Below are 13,232 nucleotides of genomic sequence, written 5' to 3'. Positions count from 1 at the left end.
AATATGTCAGAATTTAATCTTAAATATTTCGGAACCGATGGTGTAAGAGGTGTTGCAAATAAAACACTTACACCTGAGCTTGCTTTTCGTCTTGGTCGTACAGGTGGTGCAATATTAACCAGGCATGCCAACGATGAAAACAAGAAACCAGTTGTTATTGTAGGTCGTGATACTCGAATTTCAGGCGAAATGTTACAACAAGCCATTATTGCAGGATTTTTATCAGTTGGTATTGATGTGCTGCGGTTAGGCGTTATTACTACGCCAGCTGTAGCTTTTCTGGTTCAAAATTTAGAGGCAGACGCTGGTGTGCAGATTACAGCTTCACATAATCCGGCAGCTGACAATGGCATAAAATTCTTTGGAAATGATGGTTTCAAATTATCTGACCAATTAGAATATGAAATTGAACAATTATTAGATGAATCAGAAGATACACTACCTCGTCCCAGTGCTGATGGATTAGGTGTCGTTAATAATTATCCGGAAGGCGTTCAAAAGTACCTAGAATTTCTTCAAAAAACAATTCCAACAGACCTTAATGGTATGCGAATTGCTCTTGATGGTGCTAATGGCGCTACCAGCGGTTTATTAGCACGATTGTTTGCGGATTTGGGAACAGATTTCGTAACATTAGGAACAGAACCAAATGGGCTAAATATTAATGATGGCGTTGGATCTACTAATCCAGCGGCGCTTGCTGAACTTGTAAAAGAAAATGATGTACAAGCAGGTCTAGCATTTGATGGTGATGGGGATCGATTAATTGCTGTTGATGAAAATGGTGAGATTGTTGATGGTGATAAAATTATGTTTATCACTGGAAAATTCTTAAATGAACAAGGGCGTTTAAAGCACAATGCAGTTGTCTCAACAGTAATGAGTAATATTGGTTTCTATAAGGCGTTGGCAGAAAATGATATGACTAGTATCAAAACAGCAGTCGGTGACCGCTATGTTATGGAAGAAATGATTAAATCGGACCATAATCTTGGTGGCGAACAGTCTGGTCACATTATTTTTCGTGATTGGGCAACAACTGGAGATGGCTTACTAACGGCTCTACAATTGTTATATGTAATGAAAGAGACGGGAAAGAAGCTATCTGAACTGGCAGCTCCTGTTCATATTTATCCACAAAAATTAGTGAATATAACTGTCGCTGATAAAGAAGAAATTCAGCATGATCCTGATGTTATTGCCAAAATTGCTGAGGTTGAAGCACAGATGGCAGGGGACGGTCGAGTATTAGTCCGCCCTTCAGGAACAGAACCTTTACTACGTGTCATGGTGGAAGCACCAACGCAAGAGTTAGTGGAAAAGTATACTGAATCCATCGCAAATGTTGTTCGTGAAAAATCTGGACTATAAAGCATACGATTACTACTATGATCTTTAGATTGAGTGGCTATAACTTTTCGAAAAGTATGGCCACTTTTTTGATATAATATACTATAGACTACGCTTTAAAAGGAAAATAACGTGTCACAAGACAGTTTTAAATCATACATTTTAAAAAAATTTAATATCTCATTTAATGACGAAAGCTTATTAACAGAAGCTTTAACGCAACGCAACTATTTGAATGAACATCCGGACGAAAAAGGTCGCGACTACCAGCGTCTGGAGTTTCTAGGTGACTCTGTCATGCAAATGATTGTTGCTGAGTATTTGTTTAAGCGCTATCCTGACTGGCATGAAGGTCAATTGACCGAAATGCGTATTGCAATGGTTCAAACAAGATCATTTGCGCATTTCTCACGCATGGTTCATTTAAACGAAGGTATTCGTTTAGGAAAAGGTGAAGAGATGAGCGGGGCGCGGGATCGCGACTCATTGCTTGAAGATATTTGGGAAGCTTTTATTGGTGCATTGTATCTAGATCAAGGGGCAGATGTCGTTAGACAATTCTTAAATCAAACATTATTTGCAGCAATTGATACAGACTTTTTTGATCGTTTTATTGATTTTAAAAGCCGATTACAAGAGCGATTACAGACCAAAGGGTCTGTGGATATTGATTATCAGACCGAAAAAGAGGAACAATTATCAGATAATACCCAATTATTTGAAGCGAGTGTCTCCGCTAATGACAAAGAATTAGCGCGTGGTACTGGTAAATCCATCAAAGATGCTGAAAAAGCAGCTGCCAGAGCAGCACTAAAAATACTGGAAGATAATGTCAACTTATGAAACTAAAATCACTTGAAATTAGCGGATTTAAATCATTTGCTGATAAGACAATGATTGAACTAATGCCGGGGATGACCGGTATTATTGGACCTAACGGTTCAGGAAAATCAAACATCATTGAAGCGATTCAATGGGTGATGGGTGAACAATCTGCCAAAGATTTGCGTGGGACAAAGATGTCCGACGTTATTTTTGGTGGTACCGATAAACGTGGTGCGTTGAATCGCGCTGAAGTGTCAATTACTTTTGATAATTCTGATCACTATGTACAATCTGATTTTAATGAAATTCGAATTACGCGAAAGTTGTATCGATCAGGTGAAAGTTCCTATTTAATTAATGGTGTTGAGAGCCGGTTGAGAGATATTCATGAATTGTTTATGGATACTGGTTTGGGACGTGAAAGTTTTTCAATAATATCCCAAGGACGAGTTGAAAGTATTTTCAATGCAAAACCTGAAGATCGACGCGGCATTATTGAAGAAGTCGCCGGCGTGTATAAATACAAGCAAAATAAAGAAAAGGCGCAAAAAGAATTAACCCAGACAAGTGATAATTTGTCACGTGTGGCAGATATTATTCATGAGATTGAAAGTCGAATTGATCCATTAGCGGAGCAGGCGGCAGAAGCAACAGATTATTTAGCTCAAAAAGAACGTTTTGATACGTTAGACAAGGCGCGATTGGCATGGTCAATTCATGATCTTAATGGTCAAATATCATCAACGACCAAACAAGTAGAAACACATGACAAACGTGTTAACCAGACGAAGCTAGCACTAGATGTTGTCAATAAAAAATTATTGGACAAACGTCAAGAACGTGTTAGTGCACAATTGTCACGAGATAGCTTACAGGCTACAATTCTAGAGTGTACTCAAAAACGTGAACGTTTGATTGGCGCTAAAAATTTAGGAGCACAGCAAATTTCAACGCTAAATAGAGATGTTGAAAGTGCTAAAAAACAAGAGTTTGATTTACAAAATCGTGTTCGGAAATTAGATGAACAAATTAGCCAAGTAGAAAAACAAAATGATGGGTTACAAAAACAATACCAACAACTAAAAATTAGTCTGGGACAATTCGATACAAGTGTACAAGTTGAGTTACAACGTGAAATACAAAGCAAAATTGAAGTAAATCGACATCATTATATTCAAACAATGCAGGATATAGCTACACTGCATAACACGCAAAAAAATGACGAAAAGCTATTACAGCAGCTAGAAAGTCGTCAAAAAGTGTTGTCAGTCCGTCTTGATAATGAAAACAAAGAGTTAACAGCTATTCAAAGAACGTTTAACAAAAAAGTACCAAATAGTGATCATAATGATGTAAACATTACAGAACTTGAAAAAAATGTAGCAGATTTAAAGAAAGACATTGGTAATGCAGCAAAAATATATAAGTCCACAGAGCAAAATTGGTACAAGGTATTAGATGAATTAAACAAGGCACGTAGTCATCGCGATGCACTCAATTCATTAGACGAGTATGCTGGCTTTTATCAAGGTGTTCGCGCGCTGATGAAGCCACAAACTTTAGAAAAATTTAGTGGTATTAAAGGGGTTATTGCTGAATTAATGACCGTTCCCAGTCGTTATGCTTTGGCAATTGAAACCGTATTAGGTGGTGTGTTACAACAGGTTGTAGTAGATAATACATCAACGGCCAAGCAGGTTATTTCTTATTTAACAAAAAACCGGGCGGGACGTGTTACAATTTTACCAATGGATACCATCAAATCACGTCACTTAAGCGGTCTGGAAGCAGTGCAACACATGGATGGTTTTATAGGAGTTGCCGCGAATTTGATTGATATGCCTGAGGAAATGTCTGCTATTAAAGCCAACATATTAGGGACAACCGTTTTGGCGGAAAATTTAAATCAAGCAACTGAAATTGCCAAACGTGGACATTTTCGTTTTCGCGTGGTAAGTCTAAGTGGCCAAGTTGTTAATGCTGGTGGTTCTATGACAGGTGGCGCAACTCAAAAACGTGGCGCAACCTTATTGAGTCGTCAATCTGATATTGCTGAATTAAGTGAACGTGCAGATGAATTATCTGTTCAAGCAAGAACATTAGAAGAAACACTGCAGTTGAAACGTTCAACTGGTGAACAGTTACAAGAAAAACTACTTTTGGCACAAGAATCATTGCGAGCAGCTCAAAATGATACTAAAAAAATTGATTATGAGTTATCGCGGCAACAGGATGCTATAAAGCAACAAAAAAGAGCCGTGCAAGCTATTGAATATGAATTGAAAGAAGTAAGCGAACAACAACTAGAACTGAAAAATCGCATAGTAGAGTTTAGTACTAAAATCGAAAATATTGAACAACAAAAACTGGATCAAGAACAGCTGACTGCCAAATTAGCTCATGACTTAGAGACAGCTTCAATAAAATCACAATCAACAAATGAAGAAAAAGCCACGTTGCAAACTCAGTTTGCAACAGTTGGTGCTCAGCTTGACAGTATTAATGGCCAGTTGAGTTTATTACAGAATCAACGTAATGAACTACAGAGAGAGCATAGTACTGTAGAAGAAAACTTAAAAAATCTGCAAAAACAATTGGCTATAGCGCAAGGTAATGTAGCTAATCAAAGTATAATTGATGATATGTCGCATCAACTTGATGCCACACAAGAAAAGTATGACAATATTAATACACAAATCGTGGCTTTGACGAACAGCATCACGGATTTGGAAGAGCAATTTGCAACGCAACAGGAGACTTTGAGAACGCTTATTGGATCACAAAGTCAGTCTGCAGCGCACTTGGCTCGTTTGCAGACACAGATAGAAAATCTGCAAACGCAATTACTGACGCAGTACGATGTTGGCGATGTGGAAGCTTTGTACCAAAAAGTTGCTGACATGGATTTCCAAAATATTACCGAACAGTTGCGCTTAGTTAAACGTAGTTTAGATGAAATTGGCAATGTTAACATTGGAGCTATTGAAGAGTATGAGTCTGTAAAAACACGATTTGAATTTTTGACAAAACAACGCGATGATTTGAACTCAGCTAAAGAAACGCTGCTACAAACAATTGATGAAATGGACAAGGAAGTACAAGTTCGTTTTAAAAAGACTTTTGATGCAGTTGCGGCACATTTTTCAGATATTTATGCCAAAATGTTTGGCGGTGGTCGTGCAGAAATTAGCTTAACAGATCCAGCCCATTTATTAACAACCGGTATTGATATAACAGCGCAACCTCCTGGTAAAAAGTTCCAGCAAATGAGTTTGTTGTCTGGTGGTGAAAAAGCATTGACTGCGATTACGCTGTTATTTGCTATTTTGCACGTTCGCCCTGTTCCTTTTGTTGTGCTTGATGAAGCCGAAGCTGCGTTGGATGAAGCAAATGTGGCGCGTTTTGCTAGATATTTACGTGAATTTGCTGGTGATACACAATTTATCGTTATTACGCACCGTAAGGGGACGATGGTGAATGCTAATTTGTTATATGGTGTGACGATGCAAGAAGCTGGCGTGTCAAAAATGGTCTCAGTTGATTTAGATCGAATGGAAGAAGCAGTTTCATAATTGTATAATTTGTTTAAGAAACAGCTATATGCTCAGAAGCGTGTATTACTTGGATTAGGAGAAAAATAAATGGGATTATTTGATATTTTCCGTAAAAAGAAAAATGAAACGGTTGAGCAGGAGTCTGCGTCAGAATCCACTGAAATTTTGAGTGAATCTGAATCTAATAGTGATGCTTCTGAGGATGAGCAAAGTACTGCTGTATCTGAAAATACGTCAGCCGTGACGCAACCGATGATGGAACAAGTTGGTTTAGTTAACGAAGATGAAGCCAAGATTTGGCAAGAGGCGCTTGACAAACAAAAAATCAGTACCCCACAATTAACAGAAACAGAAACAGAAACAGAAACAGAAACAGAAACAGAAACAGAAACAGAAACAGAAACAGAAACAGAAACAGAAACAGAAACAGAAACAGAAACAGAAACAGAAACAGAAACAGAAACAGAAACAGAAACAACTGAGCAACAAATTTACGATGCAGGATTGAAAAAGTCACGTACTGGCTTTGCAGATAGATTTAACCGATTTTTGGCTAATTTCCGTTCGGTGGATGAAAATTTCTTCGAAGACTTGGAAGAAACTTTAGTTGGTGCGGACGTTGGCTTTGATATGGCTATAAAGATTAGTGACGAACTTCGAGAAGAAGTGAAATTAAAAAATGCGAAGCGTAAAGAAGACGTTCGCGATGTCATCATTAAAAAAATGGTTGATTTGTATGAGGCCGACGGTATAAATGAAGATGCCACAATGAATTTTGCACCCAAAGGACAAACAACAGTTATTCTATTTGTGGGAGTGAATGGTGTTGGTAAAACAACAACGATCGGTAAATTGGCAAGTAAGTATCAAAAAGCAGGTAAGTCTGTTTTGTTAGCCGCAGCGGACACATTTCGTGCTGGTGCTACCAAACAATTGCAAGAATGGGGTGAACGTGCGCATGTACCCGTTGTTGCTGGTAAAGAAAAAGCGGATCCTGCTTCTGTTGTCTTTGCAGCAGTTGAAAAAGCTCGCGATGAAAATTATGATGTTTTATTTGTTGACACGGCAGGTCGATTGCAAAATAATGTTAATTTAATGCAAGAACTAGAAAAAATGAAACGCATTATTCAGCGTGAAATTCCTGAAGCACCGCACGAAGTTTTGTTGGTTCTTGATGCAACAACCGGTCAGAATGCATTGCAACAGGCAAAATTGTTCAAAAATTCATCTGATGTCAGTGGTATTGTGTTGACAAAAATGGATGGTACAGCTAAGGGCGGTATTGTTTTTGCCATTCGTAATGAAATGCACTTACCGGTTAAATGGATTGGTTTTGGTGAAAAAGCTAGTGACTTGCGTGAATTCAAGCCTGAAGAATTCGTTTATGGGCTATTCAAGGAATTGGTTGAATCATGAATTTAGCAAAGAAGACTCATATCAACGAACTATTTGGTTTCTATGAAAAATTGTTGACGGATAAGCAACAAGCTTATTTACGTTACTATTTTGAAGATGATTACTCTATTGTTGAAATCGCTGAAGCGGAGACCGTTAGTCGCCAAGCAGTATCAGATAATATCAATCGAGCTATTGAACAACTTGAAAAATACGAAAACATCCTTCATTTGCAAGTCGATTTTGCAAAGCGACAGGCATTAGAAAAGGATGTTGAACAATATATCGAGACACATTATCCAGATGATAATGTGTTAAAATTATTGGTACAGAAGCTTTTAACGACGGAAATTGATAACTAGAAGGGAAATGTGCACAAAATAGTGTGTACAGTTTAATAACCTATGGCATTTGAAAATCTAACAGAACGCCTATCAAAGGCAATTAAAAATCTGACAGGACATGGCCGTGTTAGTGAAGAGGATTTGCGCGCAACAATGCGGGAAATCCGGTTGGCCTTATTAGAGGCCGATGTTAATTATGACACAGTGAAAAAATTTGTGGCCAATGTGCGCGAAAAAGCAAGTGGCACTGATATCATGGAGGGTTTGAATCCAGCACAACAAATTGTTAAGATTGTCAACGATGAATTGACTGCAACAATGGGTGAAGAAGCGGTGCCGTTAAATAAGTCACCAAAAATACCAACAATCATTATGATGGCTGGTTTGCAAGGTGCTGGTAAAACTACAACTGTTGCCAAACTGGCCTACAAACTCAAAAATGAAAATAATGCCCGACCATTATTAATCGCTGCAGATATTTATCGTCCTGCTGCGATTGATCAATTAGAAATACTTGGTCGTGACTTAGATATTCCAGTTTTTTCAATGGGCACAGACGTCAACCCACGTGACATTGTTCGAGCTGGATTAGAGAAGGCTGCTGAGAATAAAAATGATTATGTATTCATCGATACAGCTGGACGTCTTCAAATTGATGAAGAATTGATGCAAGAATTAAAAGATATTGCAGAAATTGCTGATCCTGATGAAATATTATTGACAGTTGATGCCATGACTGGGCAGAACGCAGCGGAAACGGCCAAAGGTTTCTCTGCTTCACTTGATTTAACGGGTGTTGTTCTAACAAAGTTAGATGGTGATACGCGTGGCGGTGCGGCATTGTCCATTCGAGATGTCACTGGAAAACCAATTAAATTTGTTGGTCAAGGTGAAAAGCCTACTGATTTAGATGTGTTCTATCCTGATCGTATGGCTTCGCGTATTTTGGGCATGGGCGATGTCTTAACGTTGATTGAAAAAGCACAACGTGATTTTGACGAAGAAGAGCAAACTAAACAGCTCGAAAAAATGCGTCAAAATACCTTTGACTTTAATGACTTTGTTGCACAATTAAAACAAGTACAGAGCATGGGGCCAATGGAAGATTTGTTAAAGATGATTCCGGGAATGGCAAATAATCCAGCTTTAGCTAATGTTAATCTTGATGCTAAACAATTCGCTCATTTAGAAGCAATAGTTGGCTCAATGACACCTGAAGAACGAGAGAATCCTGATTTAATCAACCCTTCTCGTCGTCGTCGTTTGGCGGCTGGTGCTGGTCGGCCAATTGTTGAGGTTAATCGTATGATCAAGCAATTTGATCAAATGCGTAAAATGATGAATCAAGCAACTAATGGGAACTTTGGTGGCATTGATAAAATGATGAGTGGTTCAGGCATGGATATGTCCTCAATGATGGGTGGCATGAATGGTGGAATGCCCAAAGGAAACTTAGGACAGAAAATGCAAAACTTTGCTGTAAAACAAGCTGCACGTCGGCTGCAAAAGGCTAAAAAGAAACGTGGACGTAAGTAATGAAAAGTATGGAACGTATTTTACCAGTTTTTGTATTTGTCGTGTTACTTGGATCAAATTTACTTAATATTTCTCATTTTTCATTTGTATCAGTTTTCTTTGCTGTTTTTTGGCCACTGGTGGCAGGCGTTTTTGTCTTCGGACTCATAAAATTATTGTGGTGGTGGGTTCAACGATAATATACTTTTATTTTCAATATATCTAATGTTTGTTCGTATTAGACCGTTTATGTATAAAGGAATCGATAATGACACTTAAACTTATAGCATCAGATCTAGACGCAACTTTTTTACGAGATGATAAAACAATTAATGAACCACTCTTTCGAGAAGTGTTGCAAAAAATGAAAGCACAAAACATGCAGTTCATTGTAGCGACTGGTAATCATTTGCAAAAAGTTTTAGAGTACTTCAAAAACTTTGAAGGTGAGTATCAAATCATCGCCAATAATGGTGCTGAGGTGATGTTAGATGGTGAAGTGCAAAATGTCAAATTTTTGCCCAAGGAAGCATTGAAAACTATTTTTTCTGTAACTGAAAAATATCTCGATGATGTTGCGGTGGGATTGGCGTTTAATGGACAATCAACTACATACATGTTAAAATCACAGGCAGCAATTGGTGACACCTTCAAAATTTCCTCAGAATATTTTGAAAACTTAACATTAGTTGACAGCATTGATGATGTAGTCGAACCGATTTTGAAGTCAACAATTGTTTTATCTCATAATGAAGTAGCTTATATGAATGATCTCAAATCCATTTTAGGTAAAGTTGTCCATGTCACTACTTCGGGGTACGGTGCGATTGATATTGTTAATGCTGATGTAAACAAAGCCAATGCACTAAAGTATATTGCTGATGCATTGCATGTTGATGCGAAAGATATTATGGCATTTGGCGATGGATTGAATGACATGGAGATGTTGGAATATGTTGGGCATCCGGTTGCGATGACTAATAGTGACCCGGAATTATTTAAACATGATTTCGATATTTCTGTAGCCGATAATCAGCATGATGGCGTCTTAAAAACAATATTAGAAAACGTTTAACACACTTGGCGTGTGTTTTTTTGTTATAGTAGAAAATAAGGTGATTATAATGATAAAAAAAGACGGACATACTCATACACAGTTTTCTCATCACGGCAGCACAGAGCAGCTTGATATGTATATTGAACGAGCTATTGATTTGGGATTTACTGAATATGTTGTTACAGAGCACGCACCGTTGCCACAACAATTTTTAGAAGAATTTGTTGGTCCTGACGATGCACGTGATAATTCTGCTATGGCAATTGATGAGTTAACATTTTATAAATCTGAAGTTGAGCGAGTGAAAGAAAAGTTTAAAGATAAAATAAACATCAAATCTGGTTTTGAAGTAGACTATCTAAAAGTATATGAAACTGACATACATTCATTTTTACAGAGAGAATCTAATTGGATTGATGAAATTGTTTTATCTGTGCATTTTTTACCTAACAATGAGGGAAATGTTGCACCTATTGATTACGAGCCAGATACATTGTCAGCATATTTTAGTGACGAGTGTCGTAATCCTCAAATATTATTTAAACGTTATTATGACGCAGTTATCCAAAGTGTAAACTTTGATACTGGGCTAAAAGTGCCTGTGCGAATTGGACATATTACGCTCATTCGAAAATACCAAAAACTATTACATTTGCCAAAGTTTGACGAATCTATCAAGCAACAGATTACTGAATTGTTAGCAATTATTAAGCAAAAAAATTATCAGTTAGATTTTAATGCGGCTGGTTTTAGTAAGCCATACAATGGTGAAAGTTACCCTACATTTGATATTGCTGAGCAAGCAAAAAAAATAGGTATTGAGCTGGTTTATGGTTCCGATGCGCACGAAGTGAACGCTCTAGGATTATATTATGATGAAATGAAAGAATTGATTGTAGATAAAAAATAGGGGATTAGTAGACATAAGTGTGTTAGAAAACTATAGAATTTTTGATGATAAAACGAAAAAACAAAAACTTGATAAATAGTGGAGAGCAACTATGACTGAGCATCACGAGCAACTGGGAGTTATTAAAGATTTTTATTTTGTGATGCAGCCAGTTGTTAAAATTTCTGGTAAACAAAAAGATAAGATCGCGTTTTACGAAATATTATTACGTTCTAAGAAAACAAGGCAATTTCCTGGAGAAATATTTTTCGACTTAATCAAAAGTCAATCAGGAAATCAAATTGTGCTTTCTTTTTTTGAAAAACAATTAAAGGAAATATTACAAGAAAATCCTTGTACTAAACTTTCAATTAATTTTGAAATAATACAATTTAAATCACCACAAACACATGAATTCTTCGAAAGAATGCATACTTGGGCACCCAATATTATTGTTGAACTGACAGAAAGATCCTATGCAACTAATGGCAGCAATTATTTACTGGATGCTGTCAAGAAAATCAAAAAAATGGGGTATAGAATTTTTGTTGATGATATTGGTACAGGTCGGAATACCTTGTCACACGTACAGGACAATGTCAATTTAGTTGATGGTATTAAGTTTGCTTGGCCACATTTTAAAGAGGATTCTTGCCAAATCAGTATTTCATTTTTGAAAGAATGGGATAATTTAGCCAAAAAAAATAATTTGGCCTTTGTTTTCGAAGGTGTTGAAAATGTTGATACTCAAATATTACTACAAAAAATGGGTATCATTTATCAGCAAGGTTGGTTTTTTGGTAAACCTAGAGAGGATATGATCGAGGCACAAAAATGTTAACCTATTTGTTTAGTTATCTATTGTTGATGTTGGTTATAATGAATTTAGCTATTTCTACGTTAATTAGTATGCAATTTTTAATGTATAGCAATTCCGGTAGTCGTTATGAACAATGGATAAAACCAATAATATATGTTGCTATGCTTTATACATCAATGTCAGTTTCTTATCATTTTATTGGTGTTGTAGCACATGAATATTTACTCGCACTTTTAATTTTTTACTTGGTTGATAAAAAGCAAGCCATTCTTTTGGTTATTATTACACCCTTTGTAAGAATGTTATACATGCTATTTGTGGATGGTCACTTAACAACTGTTAATGTTTTGGCTTCACTAGTAGTAGCTGGAATGGCTATATTTTATATGAAAGTATTTGATAAATATGTTTCTAATCAAACACTCTCAATGATTCTTTCTGAAATATTTATTGTGGCCACTAGTCTTTTTTTTGCTCCCTTCATTCCCCATGTTGTGATATATAGTATCTTCAATCAACCAACGAATTGGATAATTCGTGCCACTGTAGCTATTATCACGATTTTAATAACTCGAAAAGTGTATTTTCAAGTTACTAATTTGCAAAATAAGAATATTCAACTGCAGAAAGAAGTTATTTTCGATAAATTAACAGGTTTTTTTAATTATAAAAAATTTGAACAAGATATCTTGTTAGGTCCTGACAAACAGACAAATACTGGCATTGCAGTTATTGATCTGGATTATTTTAAAAATGTTAATGATACCTACGGACATGAAGCTGGAAATAAAGTTTTACAGGAATTTTCTTTATTTTTGAGAGAGCGCCTAGCCTACAAACTAAATTCAAAAGATTTAGGAATTTATCGCTATGGCGGTGAGGAATTTGTTTGGATGTTTGATCCCAATAATTTTTCTGATATCGGAAAGTTCTTAAAAAGTATGCAACTTGAGCTGAGTAAACTGCCTCTAGGAGATCAAAATCACTTGATGAGTTTCTCGGCTGGTGTAAGTTTTTCAAAAAATTATAAGTTTAATTTAAAGATAACTTTTGATATTGCTGACGACCTAGTTTATCAGTCTAAGAAGACAGGAAGGGGCAAGATAGTTATTGAAGGATAAAATGATATGAGAATGCATGTTTTATTATATAAAAATAAGTATTGACATATATAATAATTGATGTAAAATGAAAATAACTTAATAATAAATTTAGCTGAAGTTGAAAAAGTAGTTAATTACCGTGTTGTACAGGAAGTGCTCAAGCTAACGCATTGAGATGAGCGCCAGCATAATTAATGAAAACACACCAACGAGCTGAATGGTTAAAAAGCCATTCCGGAAATTCCCGATACCGAATAAGCCTGCGTTAGTAGGTTATTGAGCTTTTTTACGTAAGTAAAATTGAAATCAAGGTGGGAACACGTGAAGACGTCCTTGCAAACTAAAATATTAGTTTGTGAGGGCGTCTTTTTATTATATGG

At 36.5% G+C, this 13,232-nt stretch carries 11 protein-coding genes; all 11 read left to right on the top strand.

All coding sequences use genetic code 11. The annotated features are described in order from the left end of the window. The first annotated feature begins 3 nt into the window (after window positions 1-3). The 11 genes from glmM to LEUM_RS07615 all read left to right on the top strand — a co-directional run bounded on the left by glmM (window position 4) and on the right by LEUM_RS07615 (window position 12,870). Window positions 4-1,371, top strand: coding sequence for a phosphoglucosamine mutase (gene glmM, locus LEUM_RS07665; protein ID WP_011680227.1), 1,368 nt, complete (start codon window positions 4-6; stop codon window positions 1,369-1,371). A 111-nt stretch (window positions 1,372-1,482) separates the two neighbouring features. Beyond that, window positions 1,483-2,193 (top strand): ribonuclease III, encoded by a 711-nt coding sequence (gene rnc / locus LEUM_RS07660; RefSeq protein ID WP_011680226.1) that lies wholly within the window; start codon window positions 1,483-1,485, stop codon window positions 2,191-2,193. Then, window positions 2,190-5,747, top strand: a complete 3,558-nt coding sequence (gene smc / locus LEUM_RS07655) for a chromosome segregation protein SMC (protein WP_011680225.1) — start codon at window positions 2,190-2,192, stop codon at window positions 5,745-5,747. The genes rnc and smc overlap by 4 nt, the downstream gene beginning before the upstream one ends. Before the next feature lie 69 nt (window positions 5,748-5,816). After that, window positions 5,817-7,145, top strand: coding sequence for a signal recognition particle-docking protein FtsY (ftsY, locus tag LEUM_RS07650; RefSeq protein ID WP_011680224.1), 1,329 nt, complete (start codon window positions 5,817-5,819; stop codon window positions 7,143-7,145). After that, on the top strand, window positions 7,142-7,486 hold the full coding sequence (gene ylxM / locus LEUM_RS07645; protein ID WP_010285304.1) for a YlxM family DNA-binding protein: 345 nt from the start codon (window positions 7,142-7,144) through the stop codon (window positions 7,484-7,486). The genes ftsY and ylxM overlap by 4 nt, the downstream gene beginning before the upstream one ends. A gap of 42 nt (window positions 7,487-7,528) precedes the next feature. Continuing rightward, window positions 7,529-9,004: a signal recognition particle protein gene (gene ffh / locus LEUM_RS07640; protein ID WP_011680223.1), complete on the top strand. Its 1,476-nt coding sequence runs from the start codon at window positions 7,529-7,531 to the stop codon at window positions 9,002-9,004. Further along, entirely contained in the window at window positions 9,004-9,183 is a 180-nt protein-coding gene (locus LEUM_RS07635) for a hypothetical protein (RefSeq protein ID WP_010292272.1), read from the top strand. The genes ffh and LEUM_RS07635 overlap by 1 nt, the downstream gene beginning before the upstream one ends. Window positions 9,184-9,251: 68 nt before the next feature. After that, window positions 9,252-10,058 carry an HAD family hydrolase gene (locus LEUM_RS07630; protein ID WP_010292271.1) on the top strand — a complete coding sequence of 269 codons (807 nt, stop codon included), beginning with the start codon at window positions 9,252-9,254 and terminating at the stop codon, window positions 10,056-10,058. Between the two features lie 49 nt (window positions 10,059-10,107). Further along, window positions 10,108-10,950 carry a histidinol-phosphatase HisJ gene (gene hisJ / locus LEUM_RS07625; RefSeq protein ID WP_011680222.1) on the top strand — a complete coding sequence of 281 codons (843 nt, stop codon included), beginning with the start codon at window positions 10,108-10,110 and terminating at the stop codon, window positions 10,948-10,950. A gap of 91 nt (window positions 10,951-11,041) precedes the next feature. Beyond that, window positions 11,042-11,770, top strand: coding sequence for an EAL domain-containing protein (locus LEUM_RS07620; RefSeq protein WP_011680221.1), 729 nt, complete (start codon window positions 11,042-11,044; stop codon window positions 11,768-11,770). Next, the gene (locus LEUM_RS07615; protein ID WP_011680220.1) at window positions 11,764-12,870 is read left to right on the top strand and encodes a GGDEF domain-containing protein; all 1,107 of its coding nucleotides are present in this window, start codon (window positions 11,764-11,766) and stop codon (window positions 12,868-12,870) included. The genes LEUM_RS07620 and LEUM_RS07615 overlap by 7 nt, the downstream gene beginning before the upstream one ends. Window positions 12,871-13,232 lie beyond the last annotated feature (362 nt).

The sequence above is a fragment of the Leuconostoc mesenteroides subsp. mesenteroides ATCC 8293 genome, from assembly GCF_000014445.1.
Classification (GTDB): Bacteria; Bacillota; Bacilli; order Lactobacillales; family Lactobacillaceae; genus Leuconostoc; species Leuconostoc mesenteroides.
Note: the sequence above shows the minus strand (reverse complement) of the source record. Positions and strands in the feature narration are given on the sequence as shown.

Coding starts and splice junctions, on each gene's coding strand:
- LEUM_RS07630 (WP_010292271.1), top strand. CDS start 9,252: ATGACACTTAAACTTATAGCATCAGATCTAGACGCAACTTTTTTACGA.
- hisJ (WP_011680222.1), top strand. CDS start 10,108: ATGATAAAAAAAGACGGACATACTCATACACAGTTTTCTCATCACGGC.
- glmM (WP_011680227.1), top strand. CDS start 4: ATGTCAGAATTTAATCTTAAATATTTCGGAACCGATGGTGTAAGAGGT.
- LEUM_RS07615 (WP_011680220.1), top strand. CDS start 11,764: ATGTTAACCTATTTGTTTAGTTATCTATTGTTGATGTTGGTTATAATG.
- ftsY (WP_011680224.1), top strand. CDS start 5,817: ATGGGATTATTTGATATTTTCCGTAAAAAGAAAAATGAAACGGTTGAG.
- smc (WP_011680225.1), top strand. CDS start 2,190: ATGAAACTAAAATCACTTGAAATTAGCGGATTTAAATCATTTGCTGAT.
- LEUM_RS07635 (WP_010292272.1), top strand. CDS start 9,004: ATGAAAAGTATGGAACGTATTTTACCAGTTTTTGTATTTGTCGTGTTA.
- ylxM (WP_010285304.1), top strand. CDS start 7,142: ATGAATTTAGCAAAGAAGACTCATATCAACGAACTATTTGGTTTCTAT.
- LEUM_RS07620 (WP_011680221.1), top strand. CDS start 11,042: ATGACTGAGCATCACGAGCAACTGGGAGTTATTAAAGATTTTTATTTT.
- ffh (WP_011680223.1), top strand. CDS start 7,529: ATGGCATTTGAAAATCTAACAGAACGCCTATCAAAGGCAATTAAAAAT.